Here is a 22,955-nt window from a genome sequence, read left to right as displayed (position 1 = left end):
TCGATTGTCCCGGCGTTGAAGCCCTCGGCCGCTCAGTGGCGCGAGCTCTTCAGGAACTCGTTCAGGCGCTGGCTGCGGCCTGCGCCAAAGATCTCCTCCGGCGTGCCCTCCTCGGCGATCCGCCCCTGCTCCATGAAGACGATGCGGCTGGAAACCTCGCGGGCGAAGCGCATCTCGTGCGTGACGATCAGCAGCGTGGCGCCGTCGTCGGCGATGCCCTTGATGGTGGTCAGCACTTCCTGCACCAGTTCCGGATCGAGCGCGGAAGTCACCTCGTCGAGCAGCACCAGCTTCGGGTTCATGGCAAGCGCGCGCGCGATCGCCACGCGTTGCTGCTGGCCGCCGGAAAGCTGGCTCGGATAGTGGTTGAGCCGGGCGCCGAGGCCGACGCGGGAGAGCCATTTCTCCGCGATGGCGAAGGCCTCGTCCTTGCCGAGCTTCTTCACCTTGCGCAGGCCCAGCATGACATTGCCGGCTGCGGTCAGGTGCGGAAACAGGTTGAAGCTCTGGAACACCATGCCGGTCATGGCGCGCTGGCGCGACAGCTCGGCGTCGCGCAGCCGGACGCGCTTGGCCCCGACCGTCTTGTAGCCGATCGTCTCGCCGTCGAGGACGATGTCGCCGCCCTGGAATTCCTCCAGCAGGTTGACGCAGCGCAGCAGCGTCGTCTTGCCGGAGCCGCTGGAGCCGATGATCGAGACGACGTCCCTGGGGCGCAGGCTGAGGTCGACGCCCTTGAGGATTTCCACGGCGCCGAAATTCTTCCTGAGGCCCCGGATGTCGAGCAGAGGCCGCTGGGTTTCAGTCTGGGTCATAGGCGGGCTCCGAGGCGGCGTTCCATCGACTTGCCGAGCATGTCCAGGGCGATATTGACGACCAGGTAGACGATGCCGGCAAAGACATAGAATTGAATGGTCATGAAGTTGCGGCCGATCACTTCCTGCGTCTTCAAGAGCAGCTCGCCGACGCCGATCATCGAGAGCAGGCTGGAGCCCTTGATCAGCTCGACGCCGGTGTTGATCCAGGGCGGCAGCGACGTCCGCAGCGCCTGCGGCAGCAGCACGCTGCCAAGAATCTGCGGGAAGGTGAGGCCGATGGAGCGCCCCGCCTCGATCTGGCCGGGCGGGATCGCCTGCAGCGAGCCGCGCACGAGCTCGCCGATATGCGCGCCGGCGAAGAGGCCAAGCGCGAGCGTGCCGGCCTGCGCCGCCGAGAGCGAGAGCCCCAGCACGGCCGGAATGTAGAAGGCGGCGAGGATGAGGACCAGCAGCGGCGTGCCCCGCATCAAATCGACATAGATGCGGAACGGAAAGCGCAGCCAGAGCGGCGCGAAGACGAGCTGGATGCCGACGATGCAGCCGAGGATCGTGCCAAGCACGATCGAGCCGACCGAAATGCCCAATGTCATCAGGAAGCCGTCGAAGAGCGGCCATCGGGCGATCCAGAGCTGGGCGAGGAAAGCGTCCATCGAATGCCCCGGTCAGAACTTGGGGAAGCGGCGTTCGAGCCGGCGCAGCAGGGCGGCGATCGTGAAGCAGGCGACGATGTAGAGGCCGCTCGCGACCGTCCATGTCTCGACGACGCGGAACGTATCGACATTGATCTTGCGGGCTTCGAAAGTCAGCTCGGGAATGGCGATCGCGGCGGCGATCGAGCTGTCCTTGAACATGCCGATGAAGGTGTTGCCGAGCGAGGGCAGCGAATTGCGCAGCATCACCGGCATGACGACCGAGAGATTGGTCTGCATCCGCGTCAGGCCGATCGCCCGACCCGCCTCGACGATCCCCTTCGGCACGGAAAGGAGGCCCGCTCGGAACACCTCGGTCAGATAGGCGCCGGCATAGAGCGCCAGCGAGCCGATGAAGCTCTCATATTTATCGAGCCGGATGCCGGTGGCGGGCAGCGCGAAATAGACGAGCAGCACCAGGACCAGCAACGGAATGTTGCGGATCAGCAGGACATAGGTCCCGCTGATCGCGCGCAGCAGACGCGACCTGGACACGCTGGCAAAGGCCGACAGCAGTCCGATGGCGACGCCGACCGCCACGGCGGCGACGGCCAGAGCCAGTCCGATGGCGAGCCCCGACAACAAATGGTCGAAGCTCGCCCAGACGGCACCGAAGTGCAGCGTGTAGTTCACGACGTGAACGGTCCGGACTTAGCGGAATTCAGCCGGGAAACCGATCGTCGGCGCGGGCGGCGACACGCCGAACCAGCGCTCGAAGGCCGCCTTGTATGTCGGGAACGTCGTGCCGGTCATCGACTCGCGCAGCGCGATGTTGACGAAGTTCAGCCAGTCCGGATCGCCCTGCTTGACGATGCAGGAATAGGTCTGCGGGTTCCAGCTGAAGCCCGAGTCGACGTAGCGGCCCTCGTTCTGCTTCATGTAGTAGGCGAGCGACGAGGTGTCGGTGGCGGCAGCATCGGCGCGACCGGAATTCAGCGCCTGGTACATGAGATCGACGCTCTCGAACTGGTCGACCTTCGCTTCCGGCAGGGCGGCGTGGACCATGTCCTCGGCGAACACGTTCTGCAGCACGGAGACGGTCACCGCGTTGCCGGCGGCCTTCAGCGCCGCATAATCCGGATATTTGCCGCCCGAAACCATCATCAGGCTGACGCCCTCGCGATAGTAGGGAACGGTGAAGGCGACCTGCTGGGCGCGGGCGGCCGTCACGGTGATGAACTGGCAGGAGATGTCGACCTTGTCGGTGACGATGTTCGGGATGCGGGCATCCGACGCCTGGTTGACGAACTCGATCTTGGTGTCGTCGTCGAACAGGCCCTTGGCGATGATCTTGGCGATGTCGATGTCGAAGCCGACCAGTTCGCCGTTCTCGTCGCGGAAATGCCACGGCGGATTGGTGCTGCCGGTGCCAACCACCAGCTTGCCACGGCTCAGGACTTCCTGGAGCTTGCCGGCGGCCTGCGCCGCCTGGGTGAAGGCCAGAGCCACAGAAACGGCGCCCAGTCCGGCGACAACCTTCCATGCAGAAGAACGCATCTACTTCCCCTCTTTGAGGTGGCGCGGCCAATCCACGGATTTTCCCGGCCGCACCACGTTGGAACAAAGCCGGGCGGCGAATTCAGCTCCGCCTGCCCGGAAAGCCTCAGGATTCCGCGGTGCGAGACCGGTAGATTCCGGCTTCTCCGCCCCGCGGATCCTATGGTGTGGAACACAGCGTCCCTTGCGGGCCGATGCAAAGCAATGGCGCCGCGTTTCGCCTGGTGGAATTTTCGGAACGCCCCCAGCGGCTTAGAGAATGCCCCTTCTCTTGAGCTCGCCGACGGCGCCCTCGACGGCGGCAAGCGTCGCGTCCACGACCGACTCATCATGCGTGACCGACATGAACCAGGCGCCGCGTTCCAGCGCGCGGACGCCGCGCTGCAAGAGGGCGGTGGTGAAGGCGACATAGGCCTTCTTGTCGGAGCGGGCGAGATCGCGATAGTCCTTCGCCGGCGCATCGAGGCCGAAGGCGACATGGAAGATCTGCGGATAGCCGGTGACGACCGCCTTGACGCCGGCCCTGGCGAAGATGGCGCGCATGCCCTCCATCAGGCGCGTGCCGTTGCGGTCGATGGTGGCGTAGAGCTCCGGCGTCAGCGACTTCAGCGAGGCGACGGTGGCGGCCATCGACAGCGGCTGCGAATTATAGGTGCCGCCATGCACGACGCCGCCCGTCACGAACATGTCGAGCAGGTCGGCCCGGCCGGCGATCGCAGCGACCGGGAAGCCGTTGGCGATTGCCTTGCCGAAGGTGGCGAGGTCCGGCGTGACGCCGAAATGCGCCTGCGCGCCGCCGGCGCCGAGGCGGAAGCCGGTGATCACCTCGTCGAAGATCAGGATGGTGCCGGCCCTGGTGCAGGCCTCGCGCACGCCTTCCAGATAGCCGGGGGCCGGATGGATGGCGCCCGCGTTGCACATGGTCGCTTCCATGATGACGCCGGCGACGTCGCCCTTGGCGAGCCGCTGCTGCAGCAGCTCGAGATTGTTCCAGGGCAGGACCTCGAGACCGGCGATCGACTGCGGCAGCTGGCCCTTGCTGCCGGCGAAGGGCACCGGCTGGTCGGCCGGGCCGGCGGCGTCGAGCGGCGGCGCCGTCGACCACAGCACGTTGTCGAACCAGCCATGGTAGTGGCCTTCGAACTTGATGATCACCTCGCGGCCGGTGGCGGCGCGGGCGAGCCGCAGCGCGGCCTGGTCGGCCTCGGAGCCCGACGAGGCAAAGCGCATGCGCTCGGCGCAGGGAACCAGCTCGCAGACCAGGCGGGCGGCCTCGGCCTCGACCGGCGACTGGCCGCCGAACAGGATGCCGTGCTTCATCTGCTCGGTGACGGCGTCGGTCAGCGCCTGCGGATTGTGGCCGAGGATCATCGGCCCCATGCCGAGGTAGTAGTCGATCAGCCGGTTGCCATCGACATCGAACAGGTAAGGACCTTCCGCCTTCTCGAAGACGAGCGGCGTCGGCGAGATGTTCATACGGAAATTGCTGTTGACGCCGCCGGCGATCCACTGCGAATTGCGGCGGATTTCCTCGACCGAACGCTCGAAACGCAACGGCGCCGAGGCCTCGGCGGTCGCGGTGGCAGTACTGGCCGCCTGGTTGTGGATGGTCAACGCTAGCTCCTCTGCTTGGTATCGCAGCACCAAGCCAGAAGCCCCGTTTCATGTAAACGAGCGCTTGTTTCGCAGGGCGGAAAAAAGCTAGCTTCCGGCCGACGCAAGCGAGGACGGAGGGGCAGGCCATGAGCATGGAACAGGACGACCGCTACATTGTCGGCCCGGTCCTGAAGGCGCTGAAGGTGCTCGACGCCATCGCCCAGAAGGGTCACCCGGCCTCGCTGACGACGATCGCCAGCGAGCTGAGCCTGCCGAAGACCAGCGTGTTCCGCTACCTGCGCACGCTGAGCGCCGCCGGCTTCCTGACCTATGACGCCAATCGCGACCGCTACAGCGTCGGCATCCGCTTCCGGGCCCTCGCCACCGCCGACAAGAGCATCCAGCGGCTGCGCGAATGCGCGCTGCCGGCGCTGACAGAGATCAACCGCGAGTTCAACGAGACGACCAATCTCGCGGTGCTGGCCGACAACCACGTCGTCTATATCGACATCATCGAATCGACGCGGGCGCTGCGCATGCAGGCGCGGATCGGCAGCCGCGATCCGGTCCATTCGACGGCGCTCGGCAAGGCGATCCTGGCGCAACTGCCACTGGACGAGCGGACGCAGCTTCTCTCCGACGCGCTGCCGCAGCGCACGCTCCGGACCATCACCCAGCTGAAGACGATCGAGAAGCAGCTGGTCGAGGCGGCGGCGACCGGCGTCGCCATCGAGATCGGCGAAAACGAGGAAGGCACGATGTGCATGGGCGTCGCCATCCTCGACGAGAGCGGCTACCCCGTCGCGGCGATCAGCATCTCGGCGCCGGAGCGGCGCGTGACGGCGGAGATCCGCCCGCGCCTGATCGAGCGGCTGAAAGAGGCGACCGCGGAGATCTCGCAGAAGCTCGCCTCGTCGCCCTGGCAGCGTCTCGCCGGCGACTGAGGGCAAGCGACCGCGCCCCGGAAGGTCGCGCCGACAGCCGGCGCACCTTTGTGGCCCGTTCCAAGACCTGCGCTCGAACGTGCTGCGAAGCCACGGAAGCTGCCGATTTTTTTGTGTTTCGGGGCCCCGAGTCGGTCCCGAAATGGCGCTCGCCCCATTCCCGCCACCGCCAATGTCACGCTAGACTGCCGGGACGATCGGAGAGACGGCCGGAGGAGGATCCGCAGCAGCGGACGGCCGTGCAGGAGGAACTTGATGCTGAAATCGATCAACCCGCTTCTGAACGCGGACGTGCTCTATGCCCTGAGGGCGATGGGACATGGCGACGACCTCGTCATCTGCGACACCAACTTCCCGGCCGATGCCGTGGCGCGCGAGACCGTGCTGGGCGAATTGCTGCGCATCGACAATGTCTCGGCCGCCGAGGCGGCCCGCGCCATCCTTTCCGTGCTGCCGCTCGACAGCTTCGTCGAGCAGCCGGCGCTACGGATGGAGATCGTCGGCAGCCCCGACCAGCTTCCCGACGTGCAGAAGGAAGTGCAGGCCGAGATCGACGCCGCCGAAGGCCGCTCCTGGCCGATGGGCTCGATCGAGCGCTTCGATTTCTACGAGCGCGCCCGCAACGCCTATTGCGTCATCCAGACCGGAGAGCGCCGGTTCTATGGCTGCTTCATCCTGAAAAAGGGCGTCATTCCGCCCGACGCTCGCTGAGCGGAGGCAGGACATGGCGGATACGAGGCGCGGCGTCGCCATTCTCGGTATCTTCGTGGCGGACCTCGCCTTTCGCGCCGGCCGGATGCCCGGCATCGGCGAGACGATCGCCGGTTCCGGCTTCAAGATGGGCCCGGGCGGCAAGGGCTCCAACCAGGCCGTCGCGGCGGCCCGGGCCGGGGCGCCCGTCACCTTCCTGTCCAAGATCGGCAAGGACGCCTTTGGCGCCATCGCGCTCGACACCTGGCGGGCAGAAGGCATCACGGCTGAAGTCACCCAGATGGAGGAACAGCCGACCGGCGCCGCCTTCATCTATGTGAACGAGACGTCCGGCGAAAACGCCATCATCGTCGTGCCGGGCGCTGCCGCGACCATCAGCGCCGAGGATGTCGAGGCGTCGGCGGATACGATCCGCTCGGCCGCCGTCTTCATCACCCAGCTCGAACAGCCGGTTCCCGCCGCGCGGCGCGGGCTGGAAATCGCGCGGGCGGCGGGGGTGACGACCATCTTCAACCCGGCGCCGGCAGAAGAGTTCGACGACGCGATCTACGCGCTCTGCGACTATGTCACACCCAACGAGAGCGAGGCGGCGCTGCTGACCGGCATCGCCGTCACCGACCTCGCCAGCGCCCGCAAGGCCGGCGACGCGCTGCTCGCCAAGGGCGTCGGCACGGCGCTGATCACGCTCGGCGAGGCCGGCGTGCTGCTGCACGGCCGTGACGCGTCCCTCCACATCCCGGCGGTCAATGCCGGCCCCGTGGTCGAGACGGCCGGCGCCGGCGACGCGTTCAACGGCGGCTTCGCGGCGGCGCTGGCGCGCGGGGCCGACCCGGTCGAGGCGGCCCGCTTCGGCTGCGCCGTCGCCGGCCTCTCGGTGACGCGTCCGGGCACGGCGCCGTCCATGCCGTCGCGGGCGGAGGCGGAGGCCCTGCTCGAGGCGACCGGCACCTGACGACGAAAGTTCCGGAGCCGGCCTTGGCCGGCGCCGGGCCGAAACACTGCGGATCCGGGTCCGGACCATAAAATCATGGACCTAGATAGTCGATCTTCCGTGGCTTTAAGATTTTTCATCTGTGAAACATCAAATGCAGGGAAGAAAAACTTATCCGTTGACGGCGCCGGGAATTGTCGCTTTTGTTGTTGCACCGCAGACGGGCGCAGGGAGCAAGCGACCTCGGCGGAGAGGGGTTTGCACCGCGGAAAGCGGTGCGGAGGGAGTGGATACGCAATCGTTCGCGCATCCGGGTGCATGGGCGCGCTCGCCGGACGAACCGTCAGACGGTCCGGCGCCGGCAGCGGCTAGCACCGTAGCATCATTGAAATCGGGAGGATTTTCATGAAGACGCAGGATTACGATCGGTACCAGAAGTGGCAGACCAGCCGCCGCGGCCTGCTGAAGGGCGCCGCGGGTCTCGGCGCGCTCGCCGCCACCGGCGCGCTCGGCATGAGCGGTTCCAGCCTGTTCGCGACGCCGGCGATGGCGCAGGACGCCGATTTCCGCGCCAAGCTGCTGCAGATCCCGGGCGTCGGCGCCGGTTCGCCCACCGATGCCGACTGGCAGAAGGTCGGCGAGCTCGTGCTCGACGCCACCAAGAAGAACGTCAAGGAAGGCGAGTTCGCCGGCGTTGAGCTGACCTTCATGGGCCTCAACAACCAGAACCTGCACAACATGCTGTTCCGCGGCTTCCTGAAGCCGTGGGAGGCCTATACCGGCGCCAAGATCAACTGGATCGATCTCGCCCAGGCCGATTACAACGCCCGCCTGCAGCAGTCGATCGCCACCGGCACCGTCGACTTCGACGTGATCGAGATGGGCGCTCCCTTCGAGGGCGACGTCTGCGGCAAGGGCCTCGCTTCCGAGATGCCGGACTGGGTCAAGGCCCAGATCGACATGGACGACTACGTCGGCTACCTCAAGGCGCCGGTCGGCACCTGGAACGGCAAGACCTACCGCGTCTCGATCGACGGCGACTGCCATACCTTCAACCACCGCACCGACGTCTTCTCCGACGCCGACCTGGCCAAGGCCTGGAAGGACGAGGGCCACGAGGGCGAATGGGGCGTGCCGAAGACCTGGCAGCAGGTTCAGGCCGCCACCAAGTTCCTCAAGGGCAAGAAGATCAACGGCCAGGACGCCTATGGCTACCTGGATGCGCCGAAGGCCTGGGGCGGTTTCGGCTTCTACTTCCTCGGCAGCCGCGCCACCGCCTATGCCAAGCATCCCGACGACAAGGCCTGGCTGTTCGACGCCGACACGATGAAGCCGCGCGTCAACAATCCGGCCTGGGTGCGCGCCATCCAGGACGTGATCGACGCGCTGCCGTCGGAGCCGGCCGACCAGATCAACGCCGACCCGAACACCACCGCCTTCCAGCAGTTCCTGGGCGGCACCGGTTCGATGGTCTCTTGGTGGGGCGACGTCGGCTCCAACGCCAAGACCAGCGACACCTCGGTCGTCGGCGACGTCACCGGCTTCTCGATCCTGCCGGGCTCGGACGACGTCTACAACGCCAAGACCGGTCAGTGGGACAAGCTCGCCTCCGGCCCGAACTACGCGCCGAACATGGCCTTCCTCGGCTGGGGCGTCTACGTGATGTCGCGTGTCGACGCTGACGAGAAGAAGAAGAAGGCGGCCTGGTCCGCCGCCGCCCATCTCGGCGGCAAGGACATCGCGCTCTGGATGTCGGCCTACCCGTCGGGCTTCCAGCCCTACCGGAACAGCCAGTTCAACATCCCGGAGTGGGTCGCCGCCGGCTACGACGAGGCGTTCATCACCGCATACCTGAACGCCAACAAGGACAGCTACAACCACCCGAACGCGGCGATCGAGCCGCGCATCCCGGGCATCTTCCAGTACTACTCGATCGCCGAGGACGAACTGGCCAAGACCTTCGCCGGCCAGAACACCGCCCAGGAAGGCGCCGACAAGATCGCCGCCGCCTGGGAGAAGCTGACCGACCAGATCGGCCGCGAGAAGCAGATCGAACTCTACAAGGCCTCGCTCGGCCTCTGAGCCAATGGAACCCGGCCAGTCTTCGGGCTGGCCGGTCCTGCCCGGGCCTTCGCATCGAGGGCCTGGCCTGCGGATCCTTCAGGGCTGGCGGCGCACGCGTCGCCAGCCGGTTTATTTCTATGAGCGTCGTCGCGACGCTCCTTGACGAAGCGGACAACAATGCAGACGTCGACAGTGGCCGCGCCGCAGGATCTCGTTGCTGCGCATGACATTCCCGAGGGACGCCGCACGGCCGGAAAATGGCTGATCACGCTGGCGACGATCGCGCTTGGCGCCATCGCCCTCTACCAAGGCCTCTATGCCGCCGGCCAGACGGAATCCGGTTTCGCCAACTGGCGGCCGGTCCTCTACGCCTATCTCGCCTGGGGCGTGGCGCTCGGCGTCGGCCAGGTGATGATCCGCGGCGAAGGGGGAAAGCGCGCCCTGTTCGTGCTGCCGGCGATCCTGTTCACGGTCGCGGTGGTGATCTTCCCGACCGTCGCCGGTCTCTACATCGCCTTCACCGACTGGAACCTCGCCTCGTTCGAGGGCCGCTCGTTCAACGGCCTCGCCAATTTCTGGGCGCTGATGCATGACGGCTATTTCTGGAACGCGCTGCGCAACATGGGCTTCTACGTCCTCGCCGTGCTGGTCCAGTATGCGATCGCCTTCGGCCTCGCCCTGCTCCTCAACGCCGAAATCCGCGCGCGAAAGTTCTTCCGCGTCGCCTTCCTGATGCCGTTCATGCTGAGCCCGGTCGCCGTCGGCTGGATGGTCGGCAAGTCGCTGATGGAATACCGCTTCGGCCCGGCCGCGACGCTCGCCCGCCATCTCGGCTGGGAGAACCCGGCCTTCTTCGCCTCGCCCTGGATCGCCCGCTTCTCGATCATGGCGATGGACGCCTGGGTCTGGATTCCGTTCGTAATGATCCTCCTCCTCGCCGGCCTGCAGGCCCTGCCGAAGGAGATCCTCGAGGCGGCCAAGGTTGACGGCGCCAATGGCTGGCGCACCTTCTGGCAGATCATCTTCCCGCTGATGCTGCCGGTCTCGATCACCGCCGTCATCATCCGCATCATCTTCCAGCTGAAGCTCGCCGACATCGTCATCACCGTGACTTCCGGCGGCCCCGGCGGCTCGACCGACACGGTGTCGAGCTTCATCTTCCGCGAATATCGCGACCGTTCGAACGTCGGCTACGGCACCATGGTGGCCGAGTTCTACTTCATCCTGATCGCCCTCTTCATCGCCCTGCTGCTCTGGGGTTCGAGCCGCTGGATGAAGCGGGTGACCGGATAGTGGCCAAGGGTGTGAGAGCATGAGCATGAAAGCACAAACCGCCATGGCCACCCGCTACCAGGCCTATCGCGAGCCGCCGAGCGAGTTCGCCAGCAACACCAAGCGCATCGCCGGCAAGGTGGCGATCTACGGCCTGCTGCTGCTGTGGACCTTCATCGCGCTGTTCCCGATCTACTGGACGATCACGACCTCCTTCAAGGTCGCCGTCGACGTCACCCAGGGCCATCTGATCCCCTTCGTCGACTACACGCCCGACTGGCGCGGCTGGCGCTCGATCGGCCTGTCGCCGGATACGATCTTCAACACCTCGACGGTGCGCGAGGAGTTCATGAAGCGCTTCATGAACTCGGCCATCATGTCGATCGGCGCCTCGCTGCTGGCCGTCATCCTCGGCTCGCTCGCCGCCTATGGCCTGGTCCGCTTCGACTACAAGTTCGCGATATGGCGCAACCGCGACATCTCGTTCTTCTTCCTGTCGCAGCTGATCCTGCCGCCGGTCGTGCTCGCCATGCCGTTCCTCGTTCTCTACAAGGAGCTGGCGCTGCTCGACACCCGCATCGGCCTGATCGTCGTCTATACGCTGATGGTGCTGCCGATCGTGATCTGGATCATGCGCGACCAGTTCCGCGGCATCCCGGTCGAACTCGAGCAGGCGGCGCTGGTCGACGGCTGCTCGACCTGGGGCGCGTTCCTGCGCATCGTGCTGCCGATCTCGCTGCCCGGCATGGTCGCCGCCTTCATCCTGTCGGTGGTGCTTTGCTGGAACGAGTATTTCTTCGCGGCGCTTTTGACCTCGACCAACGCCAATACGCTGCCCGTGATGGTCGCGAGCCAGACCGGCTCGCAGGGCATCAACTGGTGGTCGATGGCGGCGCTCTCGACGGCGGCGATCGCCCCGCTCGCCATCGTCGGCATCTTCCTCGAACGCTACATCGTCAAGGGCCTCACCGCCGGCGCGGTGAAGTAAGCCTTCAAGCAAGCCCCTCACCCAACCCTCTCCCGCCCGCGGGAGAGGGCTTTTTTGCCTTGCCCCTCATCAACAGCGCGTCCGTATACGCACCTGGTCCCCTCTCCCGCGGGCGGGAGAGGGTTAGGGTGAGGGTCTTCCTGCCATGAGCCAGGCGACCGGCGTTACTTGCCGCCGCCCTTCTTCTTCGCCGCCGCGCCAAGTTCCAGCGGCTTCGCCGCCGTGCGGAAATCGGCCCAGGGGTCCGACCCGAGCGAGGCGAGCCGGGTCGGCAGGTTGAGCACGGTGAAATAGGCCGGGCCGATCGCCGGGCTCAGTTCCTCCCAGGCAAGCGGCGCCGAGACGGGCGCGCCGGCGCGGGCCCGCGTCGAATAGGGCGCCACCGCCGTCTGGCCGCGCTGGTTGCGCAGATAGTCGATCAGGATCTTGCCCGGCCGCTTCGCCTTGGTGATCGTCGCGACATAGTGGTCGGGACTGTCGGAAGCCATCGCGTCGGCGAGCCCCTTGGTGAAGGCCTTGATCTCCGGCCATTCCGCCTTCGGCTTCAGCGGCGCCACCACGTGCAGCCCCTTGCCGCCGGATGTCTTGACGAAGGCGGCGAGCCCGGCATCGGCGAGCCGCTGCCGCACCTCCTGCGCCGCCTCGATCACCCGCTCCCAGCCGACGCCCTCGCCCGGGTCGAGGTCCATGATGATCATGTCCGGCTTTTCCCAGGCGTCGACGGTCGAGCCCCAGGGGTGGATTTCCAGCACCGCCGACTGCACCAGCGCGATCAGCCCGTCGAGGTCGTCGATGCTGATCAGGTGCTCCACCTCCGCGGTTGCCGGATCGTCGAGCAGGACGATCGCCTCGTTCAGCCCCTTCCAGGCATTCTTCTGGAAGAACTGCTCGCCGGTGACGCCGTTCGGACAGCGCAGCAGCGACAGCGGCCGGCGGGTGATGAACGGCGCGATGTGCGGCCAGACCTCGGTGTAATAGTCGGCGAGGCCCTGCTTGGTGACGCCGGCATCCGGCCAGTAGACCCGGTCGGGATGGGTCAGCTTCACGCTCGAACGCGCTGGCTCCGCCGTCGGCGCGTTCCTTCTTGCCGGCTTCTCGTCCATGCTGGACTTCTCCCGAATGATCTCGGCGGCCGGCTTGTCCTCGCGCAGTCCGCGGAACGACGCATGGCGGAGATGGCCATCCGCCGTCCAGGCCCGGAACTCGACCTCGGCCACCAGTTCGGGCCGGACGAAGCGCACCTGCCGCCCCTCCTCCGCCGTCAGGGCGCGTCCGAACGGGCTGGCGGAAATCCGCATCCGCTCGAGCGTCTGGAACAGATCCTCCGCCACCCGGGCGGAAAAGCCGGTGCCGACGCGGCCGACGGGCTGCAACGCGCCATCCGCCTGCACGCCGAGCACCAGCGAACCGATGGCGCGGCGCGAGGTGGTGGACGGCACATAGCCGCCGATGACGAATTCCTGCCGCGCCGAACCCTTCACCTTGAGCCAGCTCTTGCTGCGACCGGAGCGATAGGGGGAATCCAGGACCTTCGAGACGATGCCCTCCAGCCCGAGCCGGCTCGCGTGGCGAAACACCACCGCGCCGTCCTCCTCGAAATGCTGGCTCAGGCGGATGAGCGGCGCCGCCTGCGCCACGACCTGCGCCAGAAGCTGCTTGCGCTCGGAAAGCGGCAGCTCACGCAGGTCATAGCCATCGAGATAGAGGAGGTCGAAGGCGTAGAAGACGAACCGATCAGAACGCCCCTCGCTCAGATCGGCCTGCAGGGCGGAAAAATCCGAGGCCCCGTTCGCCGTCTCGACCACCAGTTCGCCATCGAGCAGCGCCGTGCCGATCGGGAGCGCCTGCAGGGCCGCGACGATCTCCTTGCCGAACTTCTTCGTCCAGTCGAGCCCCGTCCGGGTCAGGAGCTTGACGCGGCCGGCCGCGACATGCGCCTGCAGGCGGTAGCCGTCGAACTTGATCTCATGGATCCAGCGCCTTCCGGCCGGCGGGACATCGGCCGGCGACGCCAGCGCCGGCTCGACGAAAGCCGGCATCGCCGCCTTCTTCGCGCCCTTCAGCGTCGCGGGATCGGTCAGCGGTGGCGGGTGCGCCGCCTCGGCGACAGGCTCCGGTTTCGTCCTGGCGGCGGGCTTCGCCCGCTTCCTGTCGATCTTGCCGGTTTTCGACGACCAGCCGGGCGCCTCGTCCTCGACATCGGCGATGGCGCGGCCCGTCTTCACCGAATCCGGCATCTCGTCGAGAATGTCCGGCGCGCCGGGCGGCCGGGCGGCGTCGTCCTCGGCCTTGATCAGCAGCCAGTTCTCGCGCTTTTCGCGCGGCCTTCCCTGCATCTTCACGAGATGCCAGCGGCCATGCAGCTTCTCGCCCTTCAGCTCGAATTCGAGATGGCCCTTGGCATAGCCCCGGTGTGGATCGCCGACCGGCACCCAGGTGCCACGATCCCAGAGAATGACCGTGCCGCCGCCATACTCGCCCTTGGGGATCGTGCCCTCGAAGCCGCCATACTCGAGCGGATGGTCCTCGACATGCACGGCGAGGCGCTTTTCGGCCGGGTCGAGGCTCGGCCCCCGAGTGACGGCCCAGCTCTTCAGGACTCCGTCCATCTCCAGGCGGAAATCGTAGTGCAGCCGCGTCGCGTCGTGCTTCTGGATGACGAAGCTCAGCGCGGGCGTCGCCGCCTTGGCGGTCCTGGACTTGTCGGGCGTCCCGGTTGCCTTGCGTCCGGCCGGTTCCGGCGTGACCTTGAAATCGCGCTTGCTGCGATAGGCCTCGAGCGGTGCGGCCATCTCAGCTCGCCTTGCGGTGCGGCACCGCCGCCTTGCCCCGTGCCGGCTTGCCAGACCGGGCGGTCACCGGCTTGGTCGAATCCGATTTGGCGGCCGGTTTAGCGACCTTGGCGGCAGGCTTCGCCACCCCGGCGCTCTCGCGCAGCGCCGCCATCAGGTCGACCACTTTGGCGGCCTTGCGCGGCTGTGGCGCCACGAAGGTCCTGCCTTCGAGCTTGGCCTTCACAAGCTCGGCCAGCGCCGCCTCGTAGCGGTCCTGGAAGGCAGCGGGTTCGAAGGTTCCGCGCTTGGTGTCGATGATGTGCTTGGCGAGTTGCAGCATCTCGCCTTCGATCTTCAGCTTCGGTATCGGGTCGAAGGCCTCGCGCGCCGGGCGGATGGCGTAGTCGAAGCTGAGCGTCGTCGCGACCAGCCCTTCCGCGTCGGGCCGGATCAGCACGCTGCGCATCTTCCGGAACAGCACCGCGCGGGCGATCGCCGCCGCGCCGCTCCCGCGCATGCCGTCGCGGATCAGCACGAAAGCCTCCAGCGCCGCCCGGTCGCCGGGTGTCAGGTAGTAGGGCCGGTCGAAATAGACATTGTCAACGTCGTCCAGCCTGACGAAGGCCTCGACGGCGAGCGTCTTGTCGCTGTCCGGCTGCGCCGCGGCGATCTCCTCCGGGTCGATCTCGACATAGTCGCCCGGCGCGATCTCATAGCCCTTGATCTGGTCATCGGCCTCGACCGGCTTGCCGCTCGCCTCGTCGACGAACTGGCGGCGGATGCGGTTTCCGGTGGCGCGGTTCAGCGTGTGGAAGGCGATGCGCTCCGAGGTCGAGGCGGCGGTGTGCAGCGCCACCGGGCAGATGATCTCGGAAACCTTGAGATAGCCCTTCCATACCGCCCTCGGAGCCATTTTCCGCACTCCCACGCCACACCGACACGATCGCGCCCGCGGCCGGGCGGGCCCGAACGAGGAGTCCAACGACGGGAGCGCGATTCCGTTCCGCGACGGCAGCGATTTGCCCGGAGGGCGATTGAGCCGGCAGGACCGCGCGGCTATCGTCGGCGGCGTTCGAACCGGCAAGAGCCGGCCCCGCCCTGCCCTCCCCAGCCCGATCGACAGGTTCCATGCGATATTCCGCCTGCCTCGAATGGCTCTTCAAAGCCGAAGCGCCCGATTTCGCCGACCGAATCCGTCTCGCCAGCCAGGCCGGCCTTGCCGCCGTCGAGTTCTGGCACTGGCGCAACAAGGATATCGACGCCATCGCCGCCGCCCTCGACGAGACCGGCATGAAGGTCGCCGGCTTCGTCGCCGAGCCGATGGTGCCACTCACCGATCCGGCCAAGCATGACGAATTCCTCGAAGGCCTGAAGGCGTCGATCGATGTGGCGAGGCGGCTCGGCGCGCCGGTGCTGATCGTGCAGGCGGGCGCCGACCTGCCGGGCCGGACGCGCGCCGAACAGCGGGTGGCGCTGACGGAGGGCCTTGCCCGTTCGGCCGAGATCCTCGCCGATTCCGGCGTGACGCTCGCGGTCGAGCCGCTCAACACGCTGGTCGACCATGTCGGCTATTTCCTGCCCTCGACCGTCGAAGGGCTCGACATCGTCGACGAGATCGGCCGGCCTGAAATCAAGATCCTCTACGACATCTACCATTCGGCCGTGATGTCGGAAGAAATCGCCGAGGTGCTCGCCGGCCGGATCGACCGGGTGGCGCATGTGCATCTCGCCGATACGCCGGGCCGGCACGAGCCGGGCACCGGCAAGCTCGACTGGCAGGCCCGCGTCGCCTGGCTTGAAGCGAACGGCTATCCGGGCCTCGTCGGCCTCGAATACAAGCCGACGACCGGCACGCTCGCCAGCCTGAAGCAGGTGCTCGCCGGCTGAGCGGAATGCGGCGCGACGGCGGGGCAATATTCCGCCGCCGTCGCGCTGTGTTGCCTAGACGAACGGCGTCTCGTCGAGGAAGCGCTCCAACACGTTCCAGGTGATGCGCGAGACGTTGTTGTCATAGTCATTGTGCGAGAGCGAGCCGCACCAGGCGATCGACGAGGTGGCGAACAGCGCGCCGCCCGAGGGCGTCTCGCCGAAGGCGAGGTCGGCGTGGACGCGCTCGTTCTGGTCGCCGCCGAGATTGGGCGGCACCACGCCGAACTCCTCGTTCACCAGCATCATCATGGCGCTGTGGCCGTCCGACGAGGCGAGCCGCAGCATGTTGGGCGGACCGCCGAGATTGGGGGTGATGCAGTCGAGCTCGATGCCGGCCGCACCGCCGCCGACCAGGCCGAAATCGCCGATGATCTCGTCCGGAACATCCTTGAAGATGAAGGCCGCGCGCGGATTGTCCGCGTCCGGCGCGCGCCGGTAGAAGGTCGAGATGTCGAAGCCCTGGGCGATGAAGCCGACGCCCGCCATGACGTTCGGCGCGCGGCCGATGCGCCGCCAGAGGCCGCCGAACTCGCCATTGAACGACTGGTAGTATTCGCCGGGCTCGGCCGCCCAGGTGCGGATGCCGTCCTCGGCGCGGCGGACCTCGATGACGCCCGGCTCTGTCTTGTGGAAGCCGATGCGCCAGTACCAGCCATTGCCGCCCATATACATGAGCCGGCCGCCGCGATCGATCCACGCCTTCATGCCGTCCCACATCGCCGTCGAATGGTATTCGGGATGAGTGCCGGTGATGACGATGCGATAATCGGCGAGGAGGTCGTAGCCCTCCTCGTGCAGGTCCTCGTCGGTGATCAGGTCGTAGTCGACGCCCTTGTGCTCGAGCCAGTCGAAGAGATGCGTGTCGGCATTGTACTGGTAGAGGGCCGAGCCGGGGCCGCCGAGCCAGGAATGATAGCGCGGCGAGAAATTGAGGTTCGGCCTTAGCCGGCTCGAATAGCAGACGCCCGAGCCATCGGCATGGGTGTCGTAATGCGAGCCGCCGAGCTCGGGATGGTCATACATGTAGAGGTCGGTATGGCCGAAGGTGAGCAACCGGCCCATCTGCCGTTCAGCTCCCCGCGCGGTAATGTGTTCGGCATGGTTGCAATAGGACAGGTAGGACATGGTCGGCGCCAGCACGAGGACCGGCGGGCGCTTGCCGCGCCTGGCCTTGTCGCGCGGCGGGCGGACGAAGAACGGAATATAGGCCTCGCGGGTCGCGGTCTCGTCGCTGTCGCCGGACCAGGCGTACAGCGCATAGGCGCCGCTCCTCAGATCGTCCGGGATCGTCAGCGAGACCGAGGTCTCCCAGGCCGCGTCATAGACGTCATCATGGTGGAAATGCACCGCACCGTAATGCTCGGGCTTCCTCGGCCATGCCTGTTCCTCGCCGGTCCAGTTATGGCCCTTCATGGCGCGGGCCGGCATCTGCATCAGCCGGCCATGGCGGCCGAACGGGCCGACATCGACGGCGGTGACGCTCTCGATCTCGCGTGAGAAATCCCAATGCGCGATGCGCGCGACCTCGACGTCGTGCGGCGCGGTGCCTGCGAGCAGGCCGTCATGATCGGCATGGGTGCGGATGCCGGAAAGCAGGATCGGCCCATCGATCTTGCCATCAAAATGATGGCCGACGGTGCCATCGGCCTCCGGCCGTCCGGCGAGCAGGAACGCTGTCGCCGGCGCCTGCACCGCGAGGCGGATGCGGCCACGATACTCGCCGTGGTCGCGGATCACCGCGAAGGGGATGAGCGGACGCTGGTCGAGCGTGACCTCGCCGCTGGCGGGATCGAAGGTGACGGCGATCTGGTACCACTGCCGCTCCAGCATCGGATGATCGACGCGGACCGTTTCCGTGCCGCCGGCGCCATCGCCGACCGTGAGCGACAACCGGCCTTCATCGCCGATGCCGATCTGGAAGCCGGCCTGCGTCGCCGGGTCCCACTGCGCCGCGATCACCTGCTCGCCGCGCTTCGGCAGCGTCGGCCAGACGAAGCCGAGAAAGGAGAAGGTCCGCGAAGCAATCGCCGGCAGGTCGGATGCGATCATGTAGGAGCCGGCGTCGATTCGCTGCGGCTTGCCGGCGTGAACACCGTCGATCTCGGTCGGGATATGGGGAAACTTCAGGCCGGGGCCGGCGGGATTGCAGTCGCCATTGACGACGCGGACCAGCCGGGCCTCGAACGTGTCGCCCTCCTCGAGCGAAATCTTGAAAGCGATCTCCTCGCCCGGGGCGACGCTGTAACGGTCCGGATAGCCGACGATCTTGAGCATGGAATGAAGTCCAGATTGGCGCATGAAACGGGATCGCTGTGGCAGCGACCGGCTGTTCGAACGGGAAGGATCAGTCGCGCAGCGGCCGATTGATGCTTTCGCCCGTCAAAAGGCGCCAGCGGCGACGGAAGACTTCCCATTCCGCCTCTTCGATGTCGGTGAACACGGGCCCGTCCTCGATCGCGATCGGCTCGCGCCGGTCGGCCGGCATCAGGCCGAGCACCCATTCCTGGAACGGGCGCTTGCAGACCAGCACCACCTGCCGGCCCGAAGGATCATGGCGCATGGTGTTGAGGAGGCGCTGCAGGCCGGGGCTGTGCGCCCCGATCGGCTTCTGCCTGAACTCCTCGATGTAGTGTCGATCAATCTCCGGATCGATCTTGTAGACCATGAAGCACTCCCCCTGCGTCGAACCCTACAATGGAAACTGAAGCAGCTCCGACAGGACAAGACCGGCCGCGCCCAGCAATGCCGCGCGGTCTTCCGTCTCTCCGATCGCGAAGCTGATCTCCCCCCCGCTGCGCGATGGTACGAGGGCGCGGACATGTCCCGCAATCGCTTCCGCCATGATTTCCCCGCCGCCGACGACGTCGCCGTGCAGAACGTAGAAATTCGGCGCCACCGTCTGCTGCAAATTGGCAATGCCAACGGCGACGTTGCGGGCATAGAGATCGAGCAGGTCGCGCGCACCGGGGACGCCGGCGCCGGCAAGCGCCACCAGGCGGCGCGAATTGATCTCGTCGGGCGCGTCGATGCCGATCGCGCGCGCCTGGCGGCGCAGCCAGCCGACGGTCGCGATCGTTTCCCAGCAGCCGCGCCGGCCGCAGGCGCAGAGCGCGCCGTCGACCTGCACGAAGGTGTGGCCGAGTTCGCCGCCGGCCCCGTTGCGGCCGCGATAGAGGTGGCCGCCGAGATAGAGCGCGCAACCCAGCACCTCGCCGGTATAGACGGCGGCGAAATTCTGCATGCCGCGCCCCTTGCCGAACCAGCGGTCGCCGACGAGCAGCGCGCGCGGATGGTGATCGAGCAGCGCCGGCAGGCCATAGCGCCTCGTCAGCATGTCGCCGAGTTCGAAACCGTTCAGCACCGGCGCCAGGTTGACGGCGATGATGGCGCGACGGTCGGTATCGACCATGCCGCCGACGGCAACGCCGATGCCAAGCGGCTCGCGCCGGGCTGAGGCGAGCGTCCGCGACGTGCAGAGCTCAATCGCCCGCTCGATCTCGCCGATCTTCGGATTGTCGGGAGGAAACGCCACGCTGTGCTCGGCCGAGATCGTGCCGGCGAGCGTCACAAGGCAGGTATGGACAGCGTCGGGCATCAGCATCATGCCGCAGATCGGCCGCGCTTCGGGCGAGAACCACAAAGGTCGCGCCGGCTTGCCGCCGGCCTCGCTCGGCCGGATCGGATCGCCCTCCACCAGCACCTGCTGGTCGAGCAGCGGCTGGACGATGCCGGAGATCGTGGTGCGGTTGACGCCGGCAAGCCGCGCCAGCTCCGCCCGGCTGGTCGGCCCGAGGTCGAACAGCGTCTGCAGCACGCGACCGCGATTGGCCGAACCGACCATCGAGGAGGAAAGCAGCGTCCGGCCGGGCGGGACGATCCGGACGTCGCCGGACAGCTCCTCCTCGTCGATCGGCCAACGCTGGGGGGAAGGTTCGCGCTCCAATCTGTCCTCGTGCTGCTCGCCGGCGACCCGTCGGCCAGGCCCCCGCTTCCTATACGGAAACCCGGCCCGATGCGCGCGCCGCCAGTCCGACCTCCGAATTAATTCTTAGCGGAACAAGGGGTCGTTGACGAGTTAAAATGTTTGTGCGAGCCTCATACTAACAAGACGATCGACACGCCGCGACAGACTTCGATGGGAACCGAAGTGTGCGATGCAGCAACAAGCGGCGTGAGCGGTAATCAAGGAGCGCACGGCGGGGACCGGGCGCCAGACGATGCTTCCAAGAGGAGAGTGGGAACATGACTGATTTCAATCTGTCACGGCGCAGCCTGCTGAAGGGCGGCGCGGCGCTGGCCGGGACGGCCGCCGTCGGCGGCGGCATGCTGCCGCGCCGGGCGATGGCGGCCGACAAGACCTTGCGCATCCTGCTGGCGGGCGACCCGTTCTACTATGCGATCGAGGGCCTGAAGGACCAGTTCGAGCAGGAGACCGGCGTCAAGGTCCAGATCGAGGCGATCTCGCTCGAAGCGCTGCAGGCGCGACTGACCTCATCCTTCATCAGCAACGAACCGGACGCCGACGTCATCTCGGTCGACCAGATGTGGCTCGGCCAGTATCTCGAGAGCAAGTGGATCACCCCGCTCAACGAGTTCATCAAGGCGGACAGCGACACCCATATCGAGGACTATATCCCCGAGGTGCTCTACTCGCTGAACACCTGGCGCGGGCAGATCGGCACGCTGCCGGTGGCCGCCTATGGCCAGATGGTGCTCTACCGCAAGGACTTCGCCGAGAAGGCCGGCATCGCCGTGCCGGAAGACGGCAGCTGGACCTGGGAGCAGTACCTCGCCGCCATCCAGAAGATGAACGGCCAGGACTTCGACGGCAAGGAGATGAGCGGCACCGTGCTGGCCGGGCAGCAACCCGCCCCCGTCGTGCACATGTATTCGCAGCTCGCCGCCAGCATGGGCACGCGCTGGTTCAAGGACTTCCCGGCCTCGTCCGCCTGGGACTTCCAGCCGACCATCAACAGCCCGGAAAACCTTGCCGCGCTGAAGATCTTCTCCGAGCTCTACAAGAACGCCCCGGCTGAATCGGTCGGCTACAACTGGTTCGACGCCGGCATGCGCTTCGCCAAGGGCGACGTCGGCATGTTCTACTGGTGGACGCCCTATGCCTACCTTTGCAAGAAGGACGGCTACATGAGCGGCAAGGACTCGGTCGTCGCCGACAAGCTCGGCATGGCCCGCCTGCCCAAGGGCCCCGGCGAGCAGGTCGTGTCGCTCGGCGGCCACAGCCTCGGCATCACCGCCAACACCGCCAATCGCGACGCCGCCTGGCAGTTCGTCAAATGGGCGACCTCGGCCAAGACGCAGAAGGCGATGGGCCTCTACAACAAGTATGGCTACCAGTTCTCCGACTTCGCCCGGCCGTCGCTCTACAAGGACGCGGAGCTGCTGAAGATCTACCCGCACCTGACCGCCCAGCTCGGCGACCTGGAACGCGGCAACGGCAAGATCGTCCGTCCGCCGGTGCCGGTCTACACGACGCTCGAAGGCATCTACGGCCTGAACCTCAACAAGGTCCTGACCGGCCAGCTGACGCCGGAAGCCTGCCTGTCGGAGACCTCGACCTTCTTCGAGACGATCCTCAAGGGCAACTTCCTGATCCCGTATCAGCAGGCGTCGTTCAACGACACGCTCGACGCCACCAAGAGCCTGCTCAAGTCGCTCGCCTGAGCCTGGCCCGCGGCGGGTCTTCGCTGACGAAGACCCGCCCAAGCAGATCCCGATCCGAGCAAAGAGCCCCAAGATCTTTGCTCCACTGGAGCGGGCGGGTGTACCTCCCGGCCCCCGTCCGCTCTCTTTTCGATTGGAGCGTCCATGTCCGCTGTTTCCATCGCCGCGCCGCCGCGCGCGCGGCGTCGCCTGCCCGACTATACGCCGTGGCTCCTGATCAGCCCGTCGATCCTGCTTTTGGTCGCGCTGATCGCCTTCCCGCTCCTCTTCGCGCTCAAGAACAGCTTCTATTTCTGGAACCTGCAGATGGGCCCCTCGCCGATGGGCTTCATCGGCTTCGACAACTACAGAATGGCGTTGTCGAACGGCATGTTCCTCGACTCACTGAAGACGACGCTGATGATGACGCTCGTCGGCACGGCGGTCGAGTTCACGCTCGGCCTTGCCATCGCGCTGCTGCTGATGCGCCGGCTCCGCGGCATCAAGATGACCCGCGTGCTGCTGATCATGCCGACCACCATCGCGCCGATCGTCGTCGGCTTCCTGTTCCGCTACATGTACGATCCGAATGGCGGCCTGATCCCGTGGCTGCTGACCTCGGCCGGCATTCCCCTTCCCGCCGCCGGCCTGCTCGGCTCGCCGTCGACGGCGCTCTGGGCGGTGCTGTTCGCCGATATCTGGCAGTGGACGCCGTTCTTCGCGATCGTGCTCTATGCCGCGCTGCTCGCCGTGCCCGACGAGATCGTCGAGGCGGCGAAGATCGACGGCGTCTCGCCCTGGAAGCAGCTGCTGCACATCAAGCTGCCGCTGATCCGCAAGACAGCGCTGATCGTGGTCATGCTGCGCTTCATGCAGATCTTCAATACGTTCGACCTGGTGGTGGTGCTGACCAAGGGCGGCCCCGGAACCTCCAGTCGCACGCTCGGCTACAGCCTCTATCAAGCCGGCATGGTCGACTTCAACATCGGCCTCTCCAGCGCCATGACCTGGATGATGGTGATCATCGTCAACGCGATCATCGGCCTGTTCGTCTTCTTCGCGTTCAAGGATTGGGATTGAG

Annotated in this window: 19 protein-coding genes; 9 read left to right on the top strand and 10 right to left on the bottom strand. The window is 66.5% G+C overall.

Annotated features, from left to right (window positions below):
* Positions 1–32: 32 nt before the first annotated feature.
* The 5 genes from OSH07_RS03445 to OSH07_RS03425 form a co-directional block, all read right to left on the bottom strand.
* Positions 33–815, bottom strand: a complete 783-nt coding sequence (locus OSH07_RS03445) for an amino acid ABC transporter ATP-binding protein (protein WP_266337193.1) — start codon at positions 813–815, stop codon at positions 33–35.
* Positions 812–1,468 (bottom strand): amino acid ABC transporter permease, encoded by a 657-nt coding sequence (locus OSH07_RS03440; protein WP_266337192.1) that lies wholly within the window; start codon positions 1,466–1,468, stop codon positions 812–814. The genes OSH07_RS03445 and OSH07_RS03440 overlap by 4 nt, the downstream gene beginning before the upstream one ends.
* Positions 1,469–1,480: 12 nt before the next feature.
* Entirely contained in the window at positions 1,481–2,140 is a 660-nt protein-coding gene (locus OSH07_RS03435; protein WP_266337191.1) for an amino acid ABC transporter permease, read from the bottom strand.
* Positions 2,141–2,158: 18 nt separating this feature from the next.
* Positions 2,159–3,004, bottom strand: a complete 846-nt coding sequence (locus tag OSH07_RS03430) for a transporter substrate-binding domain-containing protein (protein ID WP_266337190.1) — start codon at positions 3,002–3,004, stop codon at positions 2,159–2,161.
* A 252-nt stretch (positions 3,005–3,256) separates the two neighbouring features.
* Complete coding sequence (locus OSH07_RS03425) at positions 3,257–4,618, bottom strand: aspartate aminotransferase family protein (protein WP_266337189.1); 1,362 nt, start codon at positions 4,616–4,618, stop codon at positions 3,257–3,259.
* Positions 4,619–4,746: 128 nt separating this feature from the next.
* Between OSH07_RS03425 and OSH07_RS03420 the strand changes: the two genes are divergently transcribed.
* The 6 genes from OSH07_RS03420 (at position 4,747) to OSH07_RS03395 (ending at position 11,510) form a co-directional block, all read left to right on the top strand.
* Positions 4,747–5,544: an IclR family transcriptional regulator gene (locus tag OSH07_RS03420; protein WP_266337188.1), complete on the top strand. Its 798-nt coding sequence runs from the start codon at positions 4,747–4,749 to the stop codon at positions 5,542–5,544.
* 255 nt (positions 5,545–5,799) lie between these two features.
* A complete protein-coding gene (locus OSH07_RS03415; protein WP_266337187.1) occupies positions 5,800–6,255 on the top strand; it encodes an RbsD/FucU family protein in 456 nt (151 codons plus the stop codon).
* A 13-nt stretch (positions 6,256–6,268) separates the two neighbouring features.
* Positions 6,269–7,207: a ribokinase gene (gene rbsK / locus OSH07_RS03410; RefSeq protein WP_266337186.1), complete on the top strand. Its 939-nt coding sequence runs from the start codon at positions 6,269–6,271 to the stop codon at positions 7,205–7,207.
* A 384-nt stretch (positions 7,208–7,591) separates the two neighbouring features.
* Positions 7,592–9,268 carry a type 2 periplasmic-binding domain-containing protein gene (locus tag OSH07_RS03405; RefSeq protein ID WP_266337185.1) on the top strand — a complete coding sequence of 559 codons (1,677 nt, stop codon included), beginning with the start codon at positions 7,592–7,594 and terminating at the stop codon, positions 9,266–9,268.
* 159 nt (positions 9,269–9,427) lie between these two features.
* Positions 9,428–10,543, top strand: a complete 1,116-nt coding sequence (locus tag OSH07_RS03400; protein ID WP_266337184.1) for a carbohydrate ABC transporter permease — start codon at positions 9,428–9,430, stop codon at positions 10,541–10,543.
* A gap of 25 nt (positions 10,544–10,568) precedes the next feature.
* Entirely contained in the window at positions 10,569–11,510 is a 942-nt protein-coding gene (locus tag OSH07_RS03395; RefSeq protein ID WP_266337183.1) for a carbohydrate ABC transporter permease, read from the top strand.
* 164 nt (positions 11,511–11,674) lie between these two features.
* Here OSH07_RS03395 and ligD read toward each other — a convergent pair whose 3' ends face one another.
* Positions 11,675–14,302 carry a DNA ligase D gene (gene ligD, locus OSH07_RS03390; protein WP_266337182.1) on the bottom strand — a complete coding sequence of 876 codons (2,628 nt, stop codon included), beginning with the start codon at positions 14,300–14,302 and terminating at the stop codon, positions 11,675–11,677.
* A gap of 1 nt (position 14,303) precedes the next feature.
* Positions 14,304–15,197, bottom strand: a complete 894-nt coding sequence (gene ku / locus OSH07_RS03385) for a non-homologous end joining protein Ku (protein WP_266337181.1) — start codon at positions 15,195–15,197, stop codon at positions 14,304–14,306.
* Positions 15,198–15,412: 215 nt separating this feature from the next.
* Between ku and OSH07_RS03380 the strand changes: the two genes are divergently transcribed.
* The gene (locus tag OSH07_RS03380) at positions 15,413–16,171 is read left to right on the top strand and encodes a hydroxypyruvate isomerase family protein (protein WP_266337180.1); all 759 of its coding nucleotides are present in this window, start codon (positions 15,413–15,415) and stop codon (positions 16,169–16,171) included.
* 54 nt (positions 16,172–16,225) lie between these two features.
* On the opposite strand, the gene OSH07_RS03375 is transcribed toward OSH07_RS03380, so the two are convergent.
* The 3 genes from OSH07_RS03375 to OSH07_RS03365 form a co-directional block, all read right to left on the bottom strand.
* Entirely contained in the window at positions 16,226–18,487 is a 2,262-nt protein-coding gene (locus OSH07_RS03375) for a N,N-dimethylformamidase beta subunit family domain-containing protein (protein ID WP_266337179.1), read from the bottom strand.
* Positions 18,488–18,557: 70 nt separating this feature from the next.
* Entirely contained in the window at positions 18,558–18,878 is a 321-nt protein-coding gene (locus tag OSH07_RS03370) for a N,N-dimethylformamidase alpha subunit family protein (protein ID WP_266337178.1), read from the bottom strand.
* 24 nt (positions 18,879–18,902) lie between these two features.
* On the bottom strand, positions 18,903–20,156 hold the full coding sequence (locus OSH07_RS03365; RefSeq protein ID WP_277614105.1) for an ROK family protein: 1,254 nt from the start codon (positions 20,154–20,156) through the stop codon (positions 18,903–18,905).
* A gap of 299 nt (positions 20,157–20,455) precedes the next feature.
* Here OSH07_RS03365 and OSH07_RS03360 point away from each other — a divergent pair, with 299 nt between their 5' ends.
* Both OSH07_RS03360 and OSH07_RS03355 read left to right on the top strand, forming a co-directional pair.
* Positions 20,456–21,895, top strand: coding sequence for an extracellular solute-binding protein (locus OSH07_RS03360; protein WP_266337177.1), 1,440 nt, complete (start codon positions 20,456–20,458; stop codon positions 21,893–21,895).
* Positions 21,896–22,039: 144 nt separating this feature from the next.
* Complete coding sequence (locus tag OSH07_RS03355; protein ID WP_266337176.1) at positions 22,040–22,954, top strand: carbohydrate ABC transporter permease; 915 nt, start codon at positions 22,040–22,042, stop codon at positions 22,952–22,954.
* Position 22,955 lies beyond the last annotated feature (1 nt).

It is taken from the genome of Kaistia nematophila (assembly GCF_026343855.1).
Lineage (GTDB): Bacteria > Pseudomonadota > Alphaproteobacteria > Rhizobiales > Kaistiaceae > Kaistia > Kaistia nematophila.
This window is presented reverse-complemented; position numbering and strand designations above follow the sequence as displayed.